This is a genomic window from Synechococcus sp. CCY 9618, assembly GCF_019038415.1.
In the GTDB taxonomy this organism is placed as follows: domain Bacteria; phylum Cyanobacteriota; class Cyanobacteriia; order PCC-6307; family Cyanobiaceae; genus Cyanobium.
Window position 1 is genome coordinate 1 of record NZ_JAFKRG010000036.1, and the last position, 20,504, is coordinate 20,504.

Annotated in this window: 18 protein-coding genes and 1 tRNA gene; 7 read left to right on the forward strand and 12 right to left on the reverse strand. The window is 68.6% G+C overall.

What is annotated here, in order from left to right:
- Positions 1 to 134: 134 nt before the first annotated feature.
- Both KUG41_RS15820 and KUG41_RS08810 read right to left on the reverse strand, forming a co-directional pair.
- A complete protein-coding gene (locus KUG41_RS15820; RefSeq protein ID WP_256438923.1) occupies positions 135 to 263 on the reverse strand; it encodes a hypothetical protein in 129 nt (42 codons plus the stop codon).
- A gap of 228 nt (positions 264 to 491) precedes the next feature.
- The gene (locus tag KUG41_RS08810) at positions 492 to 1,670 is read right to left on the reverse strand and encodes a class I SAM-dependent methyltransferase (RefSeq protein ID WP_371734094.1); all 1,179 of its coding nucleotides are present in this window, start codon (positions 1,668 to 1,670) and stop codon (positions 492 to 494) included.
- Between the two features lie 50 nt (positions 1,671 to 1,720).
- On the opposite strand from KUG41_RS08810, the gene KUG41_RS08815 reads away from it, so the two are divergent.
- A complete protein-coding gene (locus tag KUG41_RS08815) occupies positions 1,721 to 2,587 on the forward strand; it encodes a TPM domain-containing protein (RefSeq protein WP_254217040.1) in 867 nt (288 codons plus the stop codon).
- A gap of 33 nt (positions 2,588 to 2,620) precedes the next feature.
- On the opposite strand, the gene KUG41_RS08820 is transcribed toward KUG41_RS08815, so the two are convergent.
- The 3 genes from KUG41_RS08820 to KUG41_RS08830 form a co-directional block, all read right to left on the reverse strand.
- The gene (locus KUG41_RS08820; RefSeq protein WP_216903282.1) at positions 2,621 to 3,373 is read right to left on the reverse strand and encodes a glycoside hydrolase family 104 protein; all 753 of its coding nucleotides are present in this window, start codon (positions 3,371 to 3,373) and stop codon (positions 2,621 to 2,623) included.
- Between the two features lie 299 nt (positions 3,374 to 3,672).
- Positions 3,673 to 4,773 (reverse strand): hypothetical protein, encoded by a 1,101-nt coding sequence (locus KUG41_RS08825; RefSeq protein WP_216903284.1) that lies wholly within the window; start codon positions 4,771 to 4,773, stop codon positions 3,673 to 3,675.
- 16 nt (positions 4,774 to 4,789) lie between these two features.
- Positions 4,790 to 5,665 carry a TIGR04168 family protein gene (locus KUG41_RS08830; RefSeq protein ID WP_216903286.1) on the reverse strand — a complete coding sequence of 292 codons (876 nt, stop codon included), beginning with the start codon at positions 5,663 to 5,665 and terminating at the stop codon, positions 4,790 to 4,792.
- Positions 5,666 to 5,793: 128 nt separating this feature from the next.
- On the opposite strand from KUG41_RS08830, the gene nadA reads away from it, so the two are divergent.
- From nadA to KUG41_RS08845, 3 genes are read left to right on the forward strand one after another with little or no spacing between them, the layout of a single operon-like run.
- Positions 5,794 to 6,726: a quinolinate synthase NadA gene (gene nadA / locus KUG41_RS08835; RefSeq protein ID WP_254217044.1), complete on the forward strand. Its 933-nt coding sequence runs from the start codon at positions 5,794 to 5,796 to the stop codon at positions 6,724 to 6,726.
- Positions 6,727 to 6,748: 22 nt separating this feature from the next.
- Positions 6,749 to 7,798 (forward strand): ligase-associated DNA damage response exonuclease, encoded by a 1,050-nt coding sequence (locus tag KUG41_RS08840; protein ID WP_216903290.1) that lies wholly within the window; start codon positions 6,749 to 6,751, stop codon positions 7,796 to 7,798.
- On the forward strand, positions 7,795 to 9,441 hold the full coding sequence (locus tag KUG41_RS08845; RefSeq protein ID WP_216903292.1) for an ATP-dependent DNA ligase: 1,647 nt from the start codon (positions 7,795 to 7,797) through the stop codon (positions 9,439 to 9,441). Before KUG41_RS08840 ends, KUG41_RS08845 begins: the two co-directional genes overlap by 4 nt.
- Here KUG41_RS08845 and KUG41_RS08850 read toward each other — a convergent pair.
- From KUG41_RS08850 to KUG41_RS08865, 4 genes are all read right to left on the reverse strand, one after another.
- Entirely contained in the window at positions 9,432 to 10,025 is a 594-nt protein-coding gene (locus KUG41_RS08850; RefSeq protein ID WP_216903294.1) for a DUF4178 domain-containing protein, read from the reverse strand. The genes KUG41_RS08845 and KUG41_RS08850 overlap by 10 nt on opposite strands.
- A gap of 76 nt (positions 10,026 to 10,101) precedes the next feature.
- The gene (locus tag KUG41_RS08855; protein ID WP_371734095.1) at positions 10,102 to 11,649 is read right to left on the reverse strand and encodes a polyamine aminopropyltransferase; all 1,548 of its coding nucleotides are present in this window, start codon (positions 11,647 to 11,649) and stop codon (positions 10,102 to 10,104) included.
- Positions 11,646 to 11,879: a hypothetical protein gene (locus KUG41_RS08860; RefSeq protein WP_216903297.1), complete on the reverse strand. Its 234-nt coding sequence runs from the start codon at positions 11,877 to 11,879 to the stop codon at positions 11,646 to 11,648. The genes KUG41_RS08855 and KUG41_RS08860 overlap by 4 nt, the downstream gene beginning before the upstream one ends.
- Position 11,880: 1 nt before the next feature.
- A complete protein-coding gene (locus KUG41_RS08865) occupies positions 11,881 to 12,915 on the reverse strand; it encodes a hypothetical protein (protein WP_216903299.1) in 1,035 nt (344 codons plus the stop codon).
- A gap of 54 nt (positions 12,916 to 12,969) precedes the next feature.
- Between KUG41_RS08865 and KUG41_RS08870 the strand changes: the two genes are divergently transcribed.
- The 3 genes from KUG41_RS08870 to KUG41_RS08880 all read left to right on the forward strand — a co-directional run bounded on the left by KUG41_RS08870 (position 12,970) and on the right by KUG41_RS08880 (position 17,794).
- A complete protein-coding gene (locus tag KUG41_RS08870) occupies positions 12,970 to 13,179 on the forward strand; it encodes a DUF350 domain-containing protein (protein ID WP_216903301.1) in 210 nt (69 codons plus the stop codon).
- Positions 13,180 to 13,191: 12 nt separating this feature from the next.
- A complete protein-coding gene (locus tag KUG41_RS08875; protein WP_216903303.1) occupies positions 13,192 to 15,702 on the forward strand; it encodes a ligase-associated DNA damage response DEXH box helicase in 2,511 nt (836 codons plus the stop codon).
- Positions 15,703 to 15,832: 130 nt separating this feature from the next.
- On the forward strand, positions 15,833 to 17,794 hold the full coding sequence (locus KUG41_RS08880) for a diguanylate cyclase domain-containing protein (RefSeq protein ID WP_216903313.1): 1,962 nt from the start codon (positions 15,833 to 15,835) through the stop codon (positions 17,792 to 17,794).
- A gap of 10 nt (positions 17,795 to 17,804) precedes the next feature.
- On the opposite strand, the gene KUG41_RS08885 is transcribed toward KUG41_RS08880, so the two are convergent.
- From KUG41_RS08885 to cax, 3 genes are all read right to left on the reverse strand, one after another.
- Positions 17,805 to 17,889, reverse strand: a tRNA-Ser gene (locus KUG41_RS08885).
- 32 nt (positions 17,890 to 17,921) lie between these two features.
- Complete coding sequence (locus KUG41_RS08890) at positions 17,922 to 19,127, reverse strand: pentapeptide repeat-containing protein (RefSeq protein ID WP_216903315.1); 1,206 nt, start codon at positions 19,125 to 19,127, stop codon at positions 17,922 to 17,924.
- A complete protein-coding gene (gene cax / locus KUG41_RS08895) occupies positions 19,124 to 20,239 on the reverse strand; it encodes a calcium/proton exchanger (RefSeq protein WP_216903316.1) in 1,116 nt (371 codons plus the stop codon). Before cax ends, KUG41_RS08890 begins: the two co-directional genes overlap by 4 nt.
- Positions 20,240 to 20,504: the final 265 nt, after the last annotated feature.

The following is a 20,504-nucleotide window of genomic DNA, read 5'->3' on the forward strand; positions in this document are numbered from 1 at the left end:
TCGAGGCCGTGGCCGCCGACGGGGAACAGAAGCGCAGCATCACCATGGAGTTCCGCCGCACCACCCCGGAAGCCGATGTGAACACCCGGGAAGAGGCCCAGCCGGAGTGGTTCTGAATCGACTTGTGAACGGTTTCAGTGACTCTCGCGCAGCTGCTCGGTGCAGATCGTGATGCACTCACCGTCATCCAGGGAGCAGGTGGTGATGCAGGCGAAGTACTGGTCGACAGGATCTCCGGCCTCCTCCTCAACGGCGATCAACATCTCCGATCCCGCTGCTGGATCCTGGCTGAGCAGGTAGGTTGAAGTACTGAATTCTCCGTGGACCTGGCCGCCTTGTCCGCCATGGAATGCCGTTGACATCATCATTCCCTCAAGATCGGATTTCACCCTACGTCTCATCCTCTGTATCCCCTAATTGTTTGAGCATTCCTGCTCAAACAATCATGAGGAGATGTGAAGTCAGGCCACCGGTGGCGTGAATCGGGCGCATCAGACTTCCGGCTGGCTCAGGAACAGGGGGAGCTGTTGTCCCCCACCCGTCGGTCCGCCTCGGGTGAAGGCGATCCAGCGGAAATCCCCGAGGGCGGCAGGATCCACCAACCGCAACAGCGACTCCCGCCGTTTCAGCAGTTCCTCCAGCCGGGCCGGCTCCCCCGACTGGAGGGCGTGCAGCCGCTGGGCGAGGCCCAGGGCCAGCAGGGCCTCCCCCTGGCGGCAGCTCCCAAGCAGTGACCAGCCTCCCTCCCGGGCCGCCTCGTTCAGGCTCTCCAGGCAGAGGTGGGCCGTCAGGTCCCAGTGACCCGGATCCCTCAGGGGATCGTCGCTGGCCTGCTGAAGCCGGTAGGCCATCAGGGTGCCGTTGGAGCGCTGGGGCGCGTAGTAGCGATGGGCCTCGTGGGCGTAATCGATCACCAGCAGCGTGCCCTCGGCCAGGGCTCCGGCGCAGGCGGCCAGCCAGGGGGCCAGGCCGGGATGGAGTTCACTGCGCCAGCCCTCCGGGCGTCGTCCGTCGAGGGGGAGCAATCCCAGGCCCTCCAGCTGGCTCAGCAGCGGCTCCGCCAGGGGCTCAGCAGCCTCCAGGGCCAGCCGGTCGTCGACCAGCAGCACCCGCTGTCGACACCAATGGTCGCCACGGCGTTCGATTCTCTCCACGGCGAGGGCATCCAGCACCTCGTGGGCCAGCACCACGCCCCGCAGCGGTGTCGTCGCCAGGGCCGTGAAATCGGCCCAGCGCACCGGCAGGGGAGAGGCCTGAAGGAGCCGCCGTTGCCGCTCGGCCATGCCGGCGTTCGGCTCCACCAGCACCAGTTCCGTCCGTTCGGCCAGATGGGGCCAGCCGGCCTGCAGAGCCTGGGCCAGCTGCAGGGCGAGCTGACCTTCACCAGGACCGGTCTCCACCAGGGCCAGGGGGGCGCCCCGGGGGAGGCGCTCCAGCCACTGGGCCACCTGGGGAGCGAGCAGCTGGGCGAACTCCGCAGACAGCGACGGAGCGGTGACGAAATCCCCGTGGGGCCCGATCGAGAGGCGGCCGCTGCCATAGGCGCCGTGCTCCGGATCATGCAGGACCCACTCCATGTAGGTGAGGAAGGGCACCGAGCCCCCCGCCCGGAGCAGCCGCTGCCGCAGCCAGGCCGGAACGGCCCGGGGTCCCGGTTGGACGGTCTTCACGCAGCGACGGAGCGACTCGGTGAGAATGCTGCCCGACGGAAGGGAAACCAATGGCGACAGCGAAGCCGGCAGCGGGCGCGAGGCAAACCACGGGGTCCGGGCCCCTGAGGAGCCGACTGGGAGCCCTGCTGGCCGCTCTCGCCCTCGTGCTGCTCACCTGGCTGCTGCCGGAAACCGGCGTCGCCTTCGCGGCGGATAACCCCCAGCTCCTGCCCGATCACCCCACCCCGGTGATCGACCTGGCCAAGGCCCTCACGGACGGTGAACGGGGGGTGCTGGAGACGGAGCTGGAGGAGTTCGAAGCCAGCAGCGGCTGGAAGCTGCGGGTGCTGACCCAGTACGAGCGCACCCCGGGCCTGGCGGTGAAGGGATTCTGGGACCTGGACGAGCGCAGCCTGCTGCTGGTGGCCGATCCCCGCGGCGGCAACCTGCTCAACTTCAACGTGGGTGAGGCCCTGTTCGCCCTGATGCCCCGCACCTTCTGGGTGGAGCTCCAGACCCGCTACGGCAACCAGTTCTACGTACGCGACAACGGCGAGGACGGCTCCATCCTCTCGGCGATCCACGCCGTCAAGGGATGTCTGGCCATCGGTGGCTGTCAGGTGGTTCCTGGCCTGCCGCGGGAGCAATGGATCCTGACCCTCTGCACCTCGATCCTCGGCGGATTGATCGTGGGCTTCGCGGCCTTCCCACGCCAGGAGGGCCGCCGGATCGAATGGACCTGGGTGCTGCTGCTCTCCCCCCTCTGGATGATCCTGTTCGTGGCCCTGGGCATGGGACCGATCATCACGCGCACCCACGATGTGCTGCCGCTGCTGCGCAACACCCTGGGGTTCCTGGGTGCTTCGGTGGTGGCCTATCTGATCGCCCAGAAAACCCTGGGAGGGGTGCGGCTGGAGGGGAAGGGCGATGCCTGAGCGCCGGCTGGCTGAACGCCCTGACCGGGGAGCTCAGGGATTGGCTGCCCCAGCACCGACCTTCTCGAGCCGGCAGGAAAGGCTGTCGTCGTCACAGACCGGCGGCAGCGGACGAATGGCCACGTCCTCCCAGACGGCGGCAGCTTCGTCGCGGAGCTGGGCCAGGTTCTGCTCGTAGAAGCGACGCAGGTCGGTGAAACGCTTCACGGGCTGTCCGTAGAAACTGCGGCCGGCGAGGGTGGGGAAGGAGGCCCATTCGGGGGCCAGACGGGCGGCCAGACCTGGGGTCAGCTCGCCACGGTCGGCAAGCTGGAGCGCTCCGCGACGCTGCACCAGGAACAGGGCGGCCTGATCCTGGGACTCGGGCTGGAAGTCGGCGATGCCGAGGGCCCGGGTGACCATGGTCCAGGTGAAGGGCATGAACTGGTAGGCACCGGCGGCGGCACTGGCGTAGCGGGCGGTGCGCATCACCCGGTTGGGATGGCGGTCGAGGGAGTCGAAGAGACTGCCGCCGAACAGGATGCGATACCCCACGTCATGGCCGTTGGCCCAGGTTCCCTCGGCGTAGCGGATGGTGTTGAGCAGGGCCCGCCGCTCCGGAGTGATAGCGAAGACACGGGGAGTGGCTGCCGCCGCAGGCAGCACGGCCACCGACCTGGGGCCGTTGACGGACCCCCCGTTCAGGGTCCAGGTGCTGGAGGCCTCAAGGGCCCTGGCCGGCTCTGCCAGGGAAAGGCTGAGGCCGGTGAAGGCGAGCAGCAGATGGGAGCTCTGAAAAATCCGCAAAAGAGAGGGAGGCGAAGGGCAGATGAGTGGAGCATTCTGTTCATGGAGAACGGATTGCACCCGGTTGTTGTGCTCATGTCTCCATGTCTTCGGAAGCACGACATCAGGATGTCGTCGTGATCCCGTCGCAAGGAAAGTGGATTCTTAGCCCTCAAACTTCGCGGTAATTTGCCGACGAACGGCCCGAACCGATTCCCTCTTCGTGACGGTCACACAACTGTCTACCAGTATCAAGAATGACGCTCAGCGTTCGAGATACAGGGAGGGACTGAATTTTCGCGATCTCGTTGAACAGATGATCAAATCCTGAAGGTCTGCGCGATAGGGACTGCTGATCGGCCCTCCGCCAGCGCCACGATCGCCCGGGCCGCTGTAGCCGCCCCGTCGTCCGCCAGGGGGCCGTCCAGGGGCGGAAGCAGGGGCTGATCCAGTTGCCAGTCCCCGCGGCGGAACTGGTCCTGGCTGAGCAGACGGTGCCGGCCATGGAGGCGCAGGTCCTCCTCCAGCACCGGGGCCTCGGCGAATCCCTCCCGGTGCACCAGATGAATACCCACTCCCTGGCTGAAGGCCTCACAGAAGCTGCTGTAGCCCGGTTTGGTGATCAGTCGCCCCGTCAGGGGCATCAGATCAAGCGGACGTACCCCCTCCGGCAGGCGACGGCCGTTGGGGACCTCCGCCAGGACGGGATCGGGTCCGATGAACACATGCTGCGGCCAGCGGGCCATCCAGGCGGGATCGATCGCCATGCCCAGGCCGCCGAAGCTGACCAGCACCACCCGCTCCCGCTCCGCCGGCAGGCCCAGATCCTCCGCCAGCCGGCGGGTCTCAAGGCGGGGCCGGGAGCAGGTCAGGCCCAGCCGCACCTCAGGCAGCCCCCAGTCCATGGGCAGGGACAGGGGGCAGTGGAGCAGCAGATCGCCCCGGGCATAGCGCCGGCGATGCTGCTCCACCCAGGGCCGGAACGCCGGGCCCATGGGTGCGTGGATGGCATCCCAGCCGAAGCTGGCCAGCCACACCAGGGGCGCCCCCAGACGGCCGGCCAGAAGCGCAGCGGCCGGTGGCACATCCCCCAGCAGCAGCAACGGCTCCTGCTGGGCCGCGAGCCACGCGGCCTCGCCATCGACCCGCTCCGGCAGCTCGGCCTCGAGGGCTTCGAGTGCCGTCAGGGTGGCCGAGGCATCGGCCCCCAGGGCATCCGCCTGAATCACACCGACGTCCCAGCGGCAGGGTCGGTGCTCAAAGGGAACCCGGCCGAAGGACAACCGCAGAAACGCTTGCGGCAGTCCGGTGGAGAGCACCAGACGCCAGTCGGGCCGCAGATCCGCCAGTTCCGTCAGCACCGCTGCCGTTCGGGAGCCGTGGCCGTAGCCATGGCTGCTGATGCAGGCATAGATCAGCATGCCCGGCGCAGGGCCATCAGCAGGCACTCAGCACGCCTGGCGCCGGCTGGACCGCTCGCCACAGGGTCTGCTCGTAATGCAGGGCACCGTCGATCCCGTACCAGCGATGGCTGATGTGTCGCAGCTCGCCGTCCCGGAAGACCACCCAGCTGAAGTGACGCAGGGCCCGACCCTGCTGGTCCACACCGTGGCGGGGCACGCAGGCCGTGTTGAGGAAGGCCGTGCCGTGGGTGTCCCTGCGGAAGCTGATCCGCTCCCCCTGATGGTGGCGCAGGACATGGTGCATGTGACCGAACACCACCAGGGGCAGGGGGCGGCGACGGCGGATCTGATCGACCGCCAGGGCCAGATCCTGGTCCCCCCAGTCGCAGGCGGGCGTCTTCCAGTCCCTGCCGCAGGGATCATCCAGCTGGCTGCCGAGACCGCTGGGGCCGGAATGGGCCAGCAGCACCAGGGGGAGGGCCGGATCCGCCGACAGGGCGGCCCGGCTGATCCGCTCGGCGGAGGCGTGGAGGCCCACCGGGCCGTAGACCGCCCGGACGGCCTTGGAGAGATGAAAACCGCCACCCGCCGTCCCTGGGCGGGCTCCCACCACCGCCAGGCCGGGCGGGCGGAGCTCCCTCAGACCCCAGCCGCAGTGGCGATCTCCCAGCAGTTCCAGCTGCCGACGCAGGGTGCGGCCGCTGCCGTCCTTGCCCGAATCGTGGTTGCCCAGCACGCAGGCCATGGGCAGCTCCAGGCTGGCGAGCAGTTCCGGGATCCGGCTCTTTCCGTCGCTGAGATCGCCCACCAGAAGCAGGGCATCGGGACGGATCCGATCGAGCAGGTCATGGTCGCTGCGATCCCACTGATCATGCAGATCCCCCGCAATGGCGATGTTCAGCTCAGCCAATAGCAACCGCTTCCTAGAGTGCGATCATCCTGCATGAGATGGGGCAACGGTTGGTCTTCACGCAGACCCTGACCAGCGGAACCCGGCCCACCGGTACTGGGGTGGCCCCCTCAGAAGCGCCCGATCCGATGCCGCCGCCGGGGGATCTGCCTGCCGCGATCGATCGTCTGCGGCAGGAGAGAAAGGCTGTGATCCTTGCCCACTACTACCAGGACGACGCCATCCAGGACTGCGCCGATTTCATCGGTGATTCGCTCGAACTCTCCCGCAAGGCGGCGAGCACCGATGCCGAGGTGATCGTCTTCTGCGGTGTGCACTTCATGGCGGAGACCGCCAAGATCCTCAACCCGGGCAAGACCGTGCTGCTGCCCGATCTGCAGGCCGGCTGCAGCCTGGCCGACACCTGCCCGGCCGATGCCTTCGCCGACTTCCGCCGCCGCCATCCTGACCACATCGCGGTGAGCTACATCAACTGCTCGGCGGCGGTGAAGGCCCACAGCGACCTGATCTGCACCAGCAGCAATGCGGTGCAGCTGGTGCGCCAGTTGCCGGCCGAGCGACCGATCCTCTTCGCCCCCGACCAGAACCTGGGCCGCTGGGTGGCCCGGGAGAGCGGCCGGGAGCTCACCCTCTGGCCCGGCAGCTGCATCGTCCACGAAACCTTCAGCGAGCAGGCCCTGCTGCGACTGCGTCAGGAGCACCCCGACGCCGAGGTGATCGCCCATCCGGAATGCCAGCAGCATCTCCTCGATCTGGCCGATTTCATCGGCTCCACCAGCAAGCTGCTGCAGCGGACGGAAACCAGCCCGGCGCCGTCCTTCATCGTGCTGACCGAACCGGGAATCCTGCACCAGATGCGCCGACGGGCCCCGGGCAAGACCCTGTTTGAGGTTCCCGGAGCGGATGGCTGCAGCTGCAACGCCTGTCCTTACATGCGCCTCAACACGCTGGAGAAGCTCTGGCGATGCCTGCAGACGATGGCGCCCGCGATCGAAATCGACGAGGAGACCCGGCGGCGGGCCCTGGTGCCGATCGAACGGATGCTGGCCATGAGCGCCTGAGCCATCCCTGGCTGCCGTGCCGATGAAGCGGACGTCCCACCTGCCTCCGGATGGTCTGATCAGCCTCACCCCCGAGGGGCTTCACTGTGCCGCCGCCGGCGTCTGGATCGATCCCTGGCGACCCGTGTCCCGGGCCCTGATCACCCATGCCCATGCCGACCACGCCAGGCCCGGCTGCGGCACCTACTGGGCGATCGGCAGCGCCGAAGGCATCCTGCGGCGCCGGCTGGGGACCGGCATCGACCTGCGACCCGTCAGCTACGGCCAGGAATGGCGTCTGGGCGATGCCAGCGTGTCGTTCCACAGCGCTGGCCACGTGCTGGGTTCGGCCCAGATCCGTCTGACGGCCGGCGGGGAACGCTGGCTGATCAGCGGCGACTTCAAACGGGATGCCGATCCCAGCTGCACTCCCTTCGAGCCGGTGGGGGCCGACGTGCTGATCAGCGAAGCCACCTTCGGCCTGCCGATCTACCGATGGGCAGCGGGAGCCAGCGTGGCGGAGCAGATCCGTCGCTGGTGGAAGGGGGCGCCCGAACGGACCTCGATCCTGTTCTGCTACGCCTTCGGCAAGGCCCAGCGGGTACTGGCGGAACTGGCGGCCCTCGGGGACACCGATGAGGTGCTGCTGCACGGTGCCGTCCAGACCCTGATGGAGCCCTACCGCCAGGCGGGGGTGGCCATGGTGCCCACCCGGCCCGTGAGCGAACTGCCCCGCTCCGCCTCCCTGGCCGGGCGGCTGGTGATCGCGCCGCCCTCCGCCCATCGTTCGGCCTGGATGAAGCGCTTCCGCGGGCCCCAGACGGCCTTCGCCAGCGGCTGGATGGCCGTGCGTGGTGCCCGCCGCCGGCGGGGCTACGAGCGGGGATTCGTGCTCAGCGACCACGCCGACTGGGACGGGCTGGTGCGCACGGCCCGGGAGAGCGGCGCCCACCAGATCTATCTGACCCATGGCCAGAGTGATGTCCTGGCCCGCTACCTGCGGGAGGTGGAGGGCCTGGGCGCCGATCCGCTGGAAGGGGGCTTCGAGACGGAACGCAGCATGGAGGGCGAGCCGGGACCGGAGCCGGAATGAAGGCCTTCTGTCGCCTGTTCGAGCAGCTCGATGGCAGCGGCGGCAGCATCGCCCGCGTGGACGCCCTGGCGGGGTACTTCGCCGCGGTGCCGCCGGCGGATGCCGCCTGGGCACTCCATGCCCTGCTGGGGAAGCAGCGCAAGCGACTGATCACCGGCCGTCGGCTGCGGGAGATCTGCCTGGAGCGGACCGGCATGCCCGCCTGGCTGTTCGACCAGTGCCATGCCCAGGTGGGCGATTCGGCGGAGACGATCGCCCTGCTCTGGCGCCCCGCCCATCCCCCGGAGAGCGCAGCCGCAGATCGGCAGGGAGGGGAGACCAGGCCCCTGCATGTCTGGATGGAAGAGGTGCTGCCGAGGCTGGCGTCCCTGGAGGGACCGGCCCAGGCCGAGGCCGTGGGCGAGCTCTGGAATGGCCTGGAGCCCCTGGAGCTGCTGGTGGGGAACAAGCTGCTCACCGGCGGCTTCCGGGTGGGCGTGGCCCAGGGACTGGTGCTCCGTGCCCTGGCGAAGGTGAGCGGCCTGGAGGAATCGCTGCTGGCCCATCGGCTCATGGGTGGTTTCGCGCCATCGGCGGCTGCGTACCGGTCCCTGATGGCGGAGGGACGTGGGGAGGAGCCTGCCCTGAGCCGGCCCTATCCCTTCTTCCTGGCCTCGCCCCTCGACCCCGCCGCCCTGGCGGAAAGTGCCCCCGGGGACTGGCTGCTGGAATGGAAATGGGACGGCATCCGGGGCCAGCTGATCCAGCGGGGGGGCGAAAGCTTTCTCTGGAGCCGGGGTGAGGAGCTGCTCAACCCGGTGTTCCCCGATCTGGTGACCCTGGCGGACGGGTTACCTGACGGCACCGTGCTGGATGGGGAGGTGATCGTCTGGCCCCAGGATGCACCGGTGCCCTCCCCCTTCGCCGCCCTGCAGCGCCGTCTGGGCCGCAAGGCTCCCGGTGCCGCGATTCTGCGGGAGTGTCCGGCCGCCTTCGTGGCCTACGACCTGCTGGAGAGCGAAGGGGAAGACCGGCGCTCCTGGCCCCTGGCCCAGCGGCGCCAGTGGCTGGAAGACCTCCGGAACCGGAGCGCCCCTGCCCGCCTGCGGCTGTCCCCATGCCTGGCCCTGACCAGCTGGCAACAGCTCGATGTCCTGCGGGAGCAGGCCCGGGAGGCAGGCGCGGAAGGACTGATGCTGAAGCGGCTCAACTCCCCCTACCTGGTGGGCCGGCGCCGGGGCCACTGGTGGAAGCACAAGCTGGCACCGATGGAGCTGGATGCCGTGCTGCTCTATGCCCAGGCCGGCAGTGGCCGCCGGGCCAACCTCTTCACCGACTACAGCTTCGGTCTGTGGGATGGGGAGGGCCGGCTGGTCACCTTCGCCAAGGCCTACTCCGGCCTGGACAACGCTGAGATCGACGAACTGGACCGCTGGATCCGCCGCCACACCACCGAACGCTTCGGCCCGGTGCGGGCGGTGGAGCCCCTGCAGGTGTTCACCCTGGCTTTCGAGGGGCTGCAGCGCTCCAAACGGCACCGCAGCGGCCTGGCGGTGCGCTTCCCCCGCATCCTGCGCTGGCGCCGTGACCGCACCCCGGAATCCGCCGACAGCCTGGCCAGCGCCCTGGCCCTGCTGGGGGAGCCTGGTGCCGCTCAGCGATAGACCGAGTGGCCATCCCCCGGCAGCAGCACCGGGGCTGCGGGGTCGATGCGGCGCCCCAGGCTCAGCTCCGGCGGGCCCGGATCCACCCCGTCGTCCCAGCGTTCCAGGGAGAGCATCCGGCCGTCCTCCCCTTCGTAGTCGCCGTAGCGGCAACCCTGCAGCCGGCGGTTCATCACCCGGGCGGCGGTGGTGACCGAGGCCCGCCCCGTTTCCTTCAGGGTGTAGAGCTGGCCGCGGCAGCGCAGGCGGGGGGGAAAATCGCCCGTCAGTCCCTGCAGCTCTCCCGCCGGCACGTCCTCCAGCCAGCCCACCTCCAGCCAGTCGTCCTCGCAGACACTCAGCCAGCGGCCGTCGTCGCCGTCCCGCAGCAGATACTCCAGCCACTGGAAGCCGGCGTCGTCGTAGAGGAGCCGGTCCTCCACCACCCAGTCGCGACCCTCGTACTGGACGATGTCACCGGTGGTCAGGGTGAAGAGGGTGCGGGCCTGGAGCTTCGGTGCGGTCCGCCGCAGCCGCTGCCGCCTCATCAGCAGAAGGGCCACGGCCACCAGCAGCAGCAGGGGCAGGATGAACCAGACAGCCATCGTTCCGATCGGGGTCCGGACCAACCCATCCGGCGCGCTCAGCTTATGGAGGGCTCCCTTCGGGAAGGAGCGCCGTTCAGTTGTCGCGCCAGCGGCCCCGGCGCTGGTAGTCGGCCAGCACGGGACGCTGCAGCCGGTTCGGCAACACCCGCTCCCCGGGCGGCAGGGTCAGATCACGGCTCAGGGGGAAAAGGCGGTCCAGCTGCCCCTGGTCGATCCAGCGGCCCTGGAAGGGGAGAACGGCGGGGCCTGGCCGGATCCCCCTGCGGTAGGCCAGAACGAAGCCCCAGGGACCGAAGCTGGGCACATCGACGCCGTAGGGCCGGGTCTGCAGGTCCAGTTCCGCCAGGGTGGCCTGGATCGAGGCCAGCACCCTGGGGCTGAAGAACGGCGTGGAGGCCTGGGTGACGAAAATCCCGTCGGGGGCCAGCCGCCGCAGCAGACGGCCATAGAAGGTGACGCTGTAGAGCCGGGCCAGGGGAGCCGTGGCCGGGTCGGGGAAGTCGGCGATGATCACGTCATAGGTGCCCCGCAGCTGCCGCACCTGCTCGAAGGCATCGCCGACCAGCAGCCGCACCCGCCGGTCCTCCAGGCTGGCGCCGTTGAGGCGGCGCAGAAACGGTTGCTCCCGGGCCAGCCGCAGCATGACCGGATCCAGCTCCACCACGTCCACCTGCCCCACGCCTGGCCAGCGCAGCACCTCCCGCAGCGCCAGCCCATCCCCCGCCCCCAGCAGCAGCACCCTGGCGGGATGGCCCTGAATGGCCATCGCCGGATGCACCAGGGCTTCGTGGTAGCGGTATTCATCGAGGCTCGAGAACTGCAGCTGGCCGTCGAGGAACAGGCGCAGGTCGTCGCGGCGACGGGTGAGCACGATGCGCTGGTGGCGGCTCTGGATGCGGCTCACCACAGGATCGTCGTAGAGGCCGTCCTCGATCCGGTCACCGAGGGGCACCAGCCCCCAGCCCGCCACCGCGATCACCGGCAGGGCCGCGGCCACCGACCAGCGCCAGCGGCGGCCGACCGGGAACACCGCAGCGATGGCCGCACTGCTGGCCAGGGGCACCAGGGCCAGCAGGCCTGCCGTGGGCAGCAGCCCGAGCCAGGGAAGCAGCACCAGGGGAAAGAGCAGGGACCCGACCAGGGCTCCCAGGTAGTCGAGGGCCAGCACCCGGGCCAGGGCGACGCGAAGCTGCTGGCGGCTCTCGAGCAGGCGAGTCAGCAGCGGCACCTCCATGCCGCCGAGCGCCCCCACCAGCACCGTGAACACCACCAGGCCGAGCCACACCGGCCCCCCCTGGCGGAAGAGGGCGAACAGGGCCAGGGGGGCCAGCAGGCAGAGGGGCGCCAGGGCGAGCTCCACCGCCAGGAACAGTCGCAGCAGGACCAGGCCCGGGTCGTCACCGCCGGCGAGGAACTGGCTCACCCAGGCTCCCAGGCCCATGGCCGCCAGGAAGGTGCCCACCACCACGCCGGTGGCCAGGGCATGGTCACCGAGGAGGTAGCTGGCCTGGGTGGCCAGCATCAGCTCCAGCACGAGGCTGACGGCGGAGGAGAGGGCCGCCGCCGCCAGCAGCACCCGCACCTGCAGGCCCGTCAGGGGAGCAAGGGCGGTCCGCGTCACTTGGCTGAACCAGGCCCACGCCCCTGGAAGCCCGTCCACTCCTGACGACCGGGCGTGGCCGGCACCCATCGGCCGGCGCGGTAGCTGCCCCCGTAGCGGACGCTGCTCCCCGCCGGGGGCGTGCCCTCCTGGCCGAGACGCCACACACCGGGACGGGTCACGGCGGTGGTGGTGCCGATGCCGACCACCAGCACGGCCACGAGCAGCAGCAGGCCTTGTTCCTTGGCCATCTCAGCGCTCCCGGGCCGCCCCTTCCAGGGGCAGAACAGTCACGGGCCAGGCCGTCACCACCCCATCCTCCAGGGTGAGCTGCAGCCATTCGATCTCCCAGGGTTCACCCGCGTCGCGGAAGTCCTCGGGCAGCTCCACCCGGACCCTCCAGCTGTCACGCTCGGGAAGCCGCAGATACAGCTGCCGGCGGACCGACAGCCAGTGGTCGTCATCGTTGGACCAGCGGCCCACCCCGACCATCTCGCGATGGCGCAGCCAGGGCCGCCCCAGGCCATCACTCACCACCAGGTCCAGGGCCGCCGTGCGCAGGGAGCTCCCCGCCGGGGGACCGTCGTGGGGGCGTTCCCAGCGTGCCGCGACGCTGACGCGCAGCAGCCCGGGCCCGGCGGCCTCCAGGCGGAGCCCCGCGGCGGCCTCCGGGCTGCGCTGCACCCGGCGGCAGCGGCTGACTGCATAGGTGGCCAGCAGCAGCACCTGCACCGCCGCGAAGCTCATGGCCGCCGTGAACAGCAGCAGCGGCACGTCAACGGCATGGTTCCGCAGACTGCCGCGGACGACGATGGGCATCGGCAGCGGTCGGCCCGCCCCATCCAGCAGCTCCTGCAGCTCCACGGCCAGCTGGAAACGACCCGTCCGGCCCGGCCGCAGGCCCAGGGTCACGCCGGTGTCGCTTTCCTCCCAGGTGCCTGTCTCTCCATCCTCGGCCCAGGTGCCGCTGGCGCGCCAGCCCTCCTTGGCCAGGTCCAGGACGCTGCGGCCCGCCCCGTCCAGCAGGGCCACGTCCAGCTCGATGGAGCTTTCGGCAGGGATCTCCGCCGTCAGGGCGAGCCGCGGGCTGCCGAGCCAGCCGTCCTGCAGGGTGAAGGGAACGCTGACCACCCGCTGCCCCTGGGGCACCACCATCACCAGACGACGGGGCCCCTCCAGGGCCGACAGCAGGATCACCAGCAGCGGCAGCAGTGGCAGAGCCAGGGCGGACAGAGGCCAGAGGACCAGCTCAGGGCCAGGGCCGGAGCCCAGGGGAGAACGCCCCATCAGTGGATCGCCTCCAGGGTGTTCCTACGGTGAGCCGGGCTTTGCCACGAGGGGATGGTCAAACCACTGCTCCAGTTGCTGCTGACGATCGGATGGTCCTTTCTGGGGGTCATCCTCATCTATTTCGGGCTGCTGCTCTTCGACCGGCTCTCGCCGATCGACTATCGCGCCGAGATCCGCAAGGGGAACGTCGCTGCCGGGGTCGTGCTCGGGGCGGTGATTCTGGCGATCGCCGCCGTGGTGGTCGCCGTGCTGTCCACCTGATCCGTCGCGTCCTTGGCCCGCCCCTTCGCGGCAACCCTGCGGCCGATCGAGGCCTGGTTCCGCCAGCGCGGCTGGCGGCCGATGCCCTTCCAGCGCCAGTGCTGGCAGGCCTGCCTGGAAGGAGCCAGTGGCCTGGTGCAGGTGCCCACCGGCTCCGGCAAGACCTACGCCGCCGTGATGGGGCCGATCGCCGCGATGCTGGCCGAGAACGGCGGGGCGGGGCCGGGTCCTGGCCTGCGTCTGCTGGTGCTCACCCCCCTGCGGGCCCTCAGCCGCGACCTGCTGCTGGCGATCCGCGAGCCGATCGAGGCCATGGGCTGGCCGCTGCGGGTCGGCCTGCGCAACGGCGACACCGGCAGCTACGAGCGCACCAGGCAGCTGAAGGCTCCTCCCCACATCCTGATCACCACCCCCGAGTCCCTGGCGCTGCTGCTCGCGGGGCGCCAGGCGGAGCACCTGTTCGCCGACCTGGAGGCGGTGGTGATCGACGAGTGGCACGAGCTGATGGGCAGCAAGCGGGGCTCCCAGAGCGAGCTGTGTCTCAGCTGGCTCAGGGAGCGTCGCCCCGGCCTGCGCACCTGGGCGATCAGCGCCACCATCGGCAACCTCGAGGAGGCGGCCCGCGCCGCAGTGGGGCTGGACGGGGAGCCCCGGATCATCACGGCCCGCATCCGGCGGGACACCACGATCCGCAGCCTGCTGCCCGAGCGCATCGATGGCTTCCCCTGGGCCGGACACCTGGGGCTGCGGATGTACGAGGAGCTGGTGGCCGCGCTGGAACCAGACGTGTCCACCCTGCTGTTTACCAACACCCGCAACCAGGCCGAACGTTGGCACCAGTGCCTGCGGTTCGCCTGCCCGGAGATGGAAGGGGCCCTGGCCCTGCATCACAGCGCCATCGACCGGGCCGCCCGCGAGGCCATCGAGGCCGGTGTGAAAGCGGCTGAGATCCGCTGGGTGGTCTGCACCAGTTCCCTTGATCTGGGGGTGGATTTCCAGCCGGTGGAGCGGGTGGTGCAGATCGGCAGCGCCAAGAACCTCGCCCGCCTGCTGCAGCGGGCGGGCCGTTCTGCCCACACCCCCGGTGGCACTGCCCAGGTGCTCTTCATGCCCACCAACGCCCTGGAGCTGCTGGAGGTGTCGGCCATGCGCCGGGGGCTGAATGACGGGCTGGTGGAACATCGCCGGCCACCGGAGGCCCCCCTGGATGTGCTGCTGCAGCACCTGGTCAGCCTGGCCTGCGGTCCGGGCTTTGCATCCGAGCCCACCTTCCGGGCCGTCCGCCGCGCCTGGAGCTATCGCGATCTGGAGAGGAGCCAATGGGACTGGTGCCTGCGCTTCCTGGAGGAGGGGGGCGACTGCCTTGGGGCCTATCCGCGCTACCGCAAGCTGGAGAGGGAACCCGCAGGACCCCAGGGGTCCGGTCCCCAGCGGTTCGTGGTCCGGGAGCCGGCCGTGGCGCGGCTGCACCGCCTCAACATCGGCACCATCAGTGCCGACCGGGCCGTGACGGTGCGGTTCGTGCGTGGGGCTGTGCTGGGTCATGTGGAGGAAGCGTTCATCGGCCGGCTCAAACCGGGGGACGTGTTCTTCTTCGCCGGTCGCCAGCTCCAGTTCGTGCGGCTCCGGGAGATGACGGCCCAGGTGAAGGCCACCACCGGCCGCCGCGGCACGGTGCCGGCCTGGGCTGGGGGGCAGATGGCCCTATCGGATCTGCTCAGTGAGCATCTGCGCCGCGAGGTGGATCGTTGCGCCCGCGCCCTGGAGGGCGAGGCGGGGGTCGGCCTCGACACCGCCGAACTGGACGCCCTGCGACCCCTGCTGGAGCGCCAGGCGATGCTCTCCGCCCTGCCCCGGCAGGACCAGTTCCTGGTGGAGATCTGCGGCAGCCGGGAGGGCAGTCACCTCTACGCCTACCCCTTCGAGGGACGCTTCGTGCACGAGGGCCTCGGCTTTCTCTGGTCGTGGCGACTTGCCCGACACCATCGGGGCACCTTCACGGTCTCGGTGAACGACTACGGCTTCGAGCTGCTGGCACCTCGGGGCTATCCCTTCGAGGAGCTGCTCGACCTCCACAGGGGCGCCCTGCTGGATTCCCGGGGGCTGCTGGAGGATCTGGAGCAGGCTGTCAACCTGTCGGAGCTGTGTCGCCGCCGCTTCCGTTCCATTGCCCAGGTGAGCGGACTTGTGGTGAATGGCTATCCCGGGCAGGCCAAGTCTGGCGGTCAGTTGCAGATCAGTGCGGCTCTGCTCTTCGATGTCTTCCAGCGCCATGAACCCGGCAATCTGCTTCTGGCCCAGGCCCGAAAGGAGGTGCTGGAGGAACAGCTGGACCTGGGCCGGTTGATCGCCACCCTGCGACGACTGGGAGACAGTGAATGGCTGCAGCGGCGCACACCCCGACCCGGCCCGATGGCGTTCCCCCTGCTGGCGGAGCGGCTGAACAACCGGATGAGCAACGAATCGCTGCTGGAGCGCCTGGAGCGATTGCGGGGCCAGGCCGATCAGGCGGAGGGAGCGTAGGGCCTGATCGGCAGGGAAAATCGAGCTAAAGTCAGCGATAAGACTTGGTTTCAATTAGGCCATTCGGCTGGCGGTCTGCGTGGGGACGTCTAGAAAGCCGAATCGTTCTCCGCGAGGATGGCTCCTGGAGATGGGCCGGAGCTGCAACCAGCTCAAGGTGCATGCCATTCCTCCGATCGTTCTGGTCGTCGGCCTGCTGATCACCGCCCTGGTCTGCGGGAACCAGCGGCGCCTCAAAGCCGAGGAGCACCTGCGCACCGAACACGGGATTGCCAGAGACGTGGGTTCGGTTCTGCACTCCAGGCTGGTGGCCCAGGGCGCCCTGCTCCTGGCCGTGGTGGGTCTGTTCGACGCCTCGGAGGTGGTCAGTCAGGAGGAATTCCGGCGCTTTGTCGCCTCCCTGGAGCTCTCCGATGAGGCCTTCAAAGGCATGCAGGGTCTCGGCTTCGTTGCCGTGGAGCCCGGCTCCGACAGGATCGGTCTCGACGCCGGACCCCAGGCCAGAGACCGCGTCGACTCAGGGATCAGGCCTCCCGACCAGCGTCCGATCACCACCACGGTGCTCTACCTGGAGCCGCTGGTCTGGCGCAACCAGCGCACCATCGGGTACGACCTTTTCACCCATCCTGTCCACCGGGAAGCCATGCGCTGGTCGGCCATCACCGGGGAGCCTGCCCTCACGGCAACGGTTTCCCTGGTTCAGGAGCCCGAGGCCGAGAAGGGAAACACTCTCTACAGGCCGCTTTTCGCCCCAGGCCCCCTGCGCCCGTCTTCCGAGGCGGCACGACTGACACAACTGCGGGGCTGGGCCTTCCTGGTGCTGCGGATGGAACCGCTGATCCAGGCTGCCCTGGCAGAGCTGGACAATCCTGATCTGCCGGAGGCGGCGGTGCTGATCTATCAAGGCAGCCAGCCCACCAGGGAAGCGCTGCTGTTCGACAACCAGCAGATTCATGGCACCCCCCTGCTCGGCGATCCTGCCTACAGCCGTGTGCAGATCGCCAACCGCCAATGGTTGGTGGGCGTGCAGCTGAGCCGGGGCTATGCCGGCGCCAGCGGCCTGGGTGGCGACCTCACCCTGCTCGGCCTGCTGGGGGGCAGCATCAGCCTGCTTGCGGCCCTCACCTGCCGCTACCTGGTCAACAACCATGTGGCGATCACCCAGGCCCTGCGGGAATCGGAACAGGCCAACCAGGAACGGGCCCTGGCCTCGGCGGTGTTCGAAACCAGTCCCCTGGCGATTCTGGTGACGGATCCCAAGGGACGCATCATCAGCACCAACAACGCCTTCACGGACATCAGCGGGCTGTCACGAACCCAGGCCAAGGGGGAGAAGGCCAGCATTCTGCGATCCGGTCGTCACGGGCCCGAGTTCTATCGCCAGATGTGGGAACTGCTGCTTCGAACTGGAATCTGGAAGGGAGAGATCTGGAACCTTCATCGCGACAACCAGATCCGCCGGGATGAGCTGACCATCATCGCTGTGCTTGATCACCATCAGACCGTCACCCAGTACGTGGGCATGCTTCAGGACATCACCGACCGTTACACGGAACAGGAGAAAGTGAAGTTTCAGGCCATGCATGATTACCTCACAGGACTACCGAATCGTGCCCTGTTAATGGAGCAACTTTCTCACCAACTCGCCCTTGCCAGGAGATATCGATCGAAGGTGGCCTTGATGTTCATCGACCTGGATGGATTCAAGCCCGTGAATGATCAGCACGGCCATGGGGTGGGCGACCAGCTGCTGCAACTGGTCGCCCACCGGATGCAGCGGGTGCTGCGCGACAGCGATGTGCTCTGCCGACAGGGAGGAGATGAGTACGTGCTGCTGATCCCGGAGGCACCGGCCCTTGAGCAGCTGGTGGACATCGCCCGCAAGCTGCGGGCGGCGGTGGGCCTTCCCTATCCAGAGCTTCCCGCCGACGTGGTGGTGTCGGTGAGCATCGGCATCGCCTGCTGGCCGGAGCACGGCAGCGATGCTGACAGCCTGCTGGATGCGGCGGATGCGGCCATGTACCGAGCCAAACAGGGAAGTCCGGAGAGTATCGAGCTGGCGACACTCCTGAACGACGGCAGGAAGGACTGAGAGCAAAGAGCGGAGGGGGTGGGATTCGAACCCACGGAATCTCTCGATTCGCCGGTTTTCAAGACCGGAGCCATCAACCACTCGACCACCCCTCCAGGCTGGACGGCCCGGCCCTGAGGCCGGAAGCTCAGCCATGATCCCATGGGGGGCCGCTCCGCTCCAGTCGGTTGGGCAGACCCTTGCACCCCCCGGGAACGGTCTGCCGCGACCGGGCCCCGCTCCAGGCGGCCAGGTAGGTGCGGTTGGCGGGATCCAGCTGCCGCAGGCCCGTCAGGTTGACGTTCTCCACCAGGGCTCCGGTGCCTACGCCGCTGACGGGATCCGGTGGCTCGTGGGGATGGCAGGGACTGGCGACCAGGGCTTCGCCATAGAAGAGGCGTGTGCCCTTGAGGCAGGCACCCTGAAGGTTGGCCCCGCCCAGGTTGGCGGAAGCCAGGTTGGCTCCAGCCAGATCGGCGCCACTGAGATCGGCACCGAAGAGGTCGGCGCCGTTGAAGTCGATCTCCCGCAGGTCGGTGCCGGCCAGATCTGCCCCCCGGAGAATGGCCTGCAGGCGGATGACGGGAACGCCCCGCAGGCGATCCTCCTCGTAGCTGCCTTCCCCATCGAGAATGGCGCGGCCCAGCCGCTGATCCCGGCGCAGAGGGGTCAGCAGGCGCGCGTGGGAAAGGAACCGCAGAATCCGGGCCTTGCCGTCGCCATCGATGCTGCTCAGCACCGCCGCCAGCCGACCCTCGGCGAGCATCCTCTCCAGGGGCCAGTCCTCCAGCAGTCCCTCCTCATCGCTGATCAGCTCGGAGATGCCGTGGATGAAGTTGTCGATGGTCTGAGCCTGGGTGATGCGGTTCTGCTGGGAGGTGAGCCGCTGATCGACCATCACCTGTCGCCAGGCGATCATCAGGGCGACCAGGGCCACCAGGATCTGGCCCACCGCACCGATCACCCCTTCGCCGAAGGCTCCGATGGCGGCCCAGTCGCCGTTGCGATAGATCGCCAGCACGGGATCGAACCAGCCCAGAGCAAGGGGAAAGGCCAGCAGGGCAGCCAGGAGAGCGAGAAGTGCCAGCAGGCGGACGGTGGGGGGCTCTTCCAGGTGACGGGCCAGGATCTGCCACAAGGGAGGAAGGAGCTGCCGCAGGGCCAGGGCCACGGTCAGCAGGGAAGCGAGCAGGGTCAGCCAGGCCAGCCCGAGCAGCAGGCTGGTCAGCAGCAGCGACAGAGCCAGCAGGATCTGCAGACCGGCACCGTGACGCAGACGGGTCCAGATCCCCCCCGCCCGCAGGGCAGGGGGGAGGGGGGGCGGAGCGGGCGAATCGTCCGGGATTGAGCTCATGGAACGGGACTGTCCTGGAAGTAGAACCCTGCCGCCAGGATGGTGTAAGCCGCCAGCAGCAGCACGCCCTCGAGCCAGTCGGAACGTCCATCAAGACTCACCAGGTTGCTCACCAGCACTGCAGTGGCCACGGCCACCACCTCGTAGACATTGAAGGTCAGATCAAGGGGATGACCGAGCAGCGGGGCCACCAGAAGCAGCACCGGCACCACCAGCAGACCCACCAGCAGAGTGGAGCCGAGCGCCACCGACACCGCCAGGTCCATCTTGTCCTTGCGGGCCATGCTCACCGCAGTGAGATATTCGGCCGCACCCCCCAGCAGTGGCAACAGCACCACACCGGTGAACATGGCCGAGAGCCCGACGGCTTCGGTGACCGGCTCCACCACTCCCACGAACAGCTCCGAGGCGTAGGCCAGGCCCAGAGTGGCTGCGAGCAGCACGGCGATCCAGGGGAGCAGGGGCGGGCCGGAGCCGGCGTGCTCTCCCCCGGCCCCGGCATCGATCTCCTCACGGAGATCCACTTCGGCCACTTCATAGAGGCTGCGGTGGGTTCCGAGCGAGAACAGCAGGGTCAGCCCGTAGACGAGGAGAAGCACCCAGGCCACGAACACGGAGAAGGATTCGGCAGCCACCGGATCCAGTCCTCCCCCCTCGCCGACCACCATGCCTCGCAGACTCGGGATCAGGATGGCCAGCAGGGCCAGGGTCATCGCGGAACCGTTGACACGGGCCACCACGGGCTGAAAACGCTGCTCGCTGCGGCCGATGCCTCCCGCCAGCATGGACAGACCGAGGGCGAGCAGAAGGTTGGCCATCACCGTGCCGGTGATGCTGGCCTTGACGATGTCCACCAGACCGGCTTTCAGGGCCACAAGCGCAATGATCAATTCGGTGGCATTGCCGAACAGGGCATTGAGCAGGGCGCCGATCGACGGGCCGAGGCGGATGGAGAGCTCTTCGGTCGCGGTGCTCAGCCAGATGGCAAGAGGAATGATCGCCAGGATGGCCGTGACGAAAACCACCCCATCGCCCCAGTGCAATCGGTCTGCCGTCGCCGCCAGTGGCAGCATCACCAGCAGGCCGAGGGCGATGCGCTGGCGGGTGGGCATGGACGGGCGGAATCAGACAACCCATTGTGACCGGTTCCTGGCCACAGGGACCATGATCAGGCTCCAGAAATGCCACTCTTCAAGGCGGCGCGACAGGTCCTACTCCTGCGGTTGTTCTGATGACGACGGCACAAGTGGAGCTGACGACCCACAATGGATCAAGCAGCGTTCTCCTGATTGTCTGAGCTCCTTCCCACCGCTGTCGTTCCGAAGCCCGTCAGGGCCATACAGATTCCTGTGCCAAGGGCTGAGACTGGACATCGCG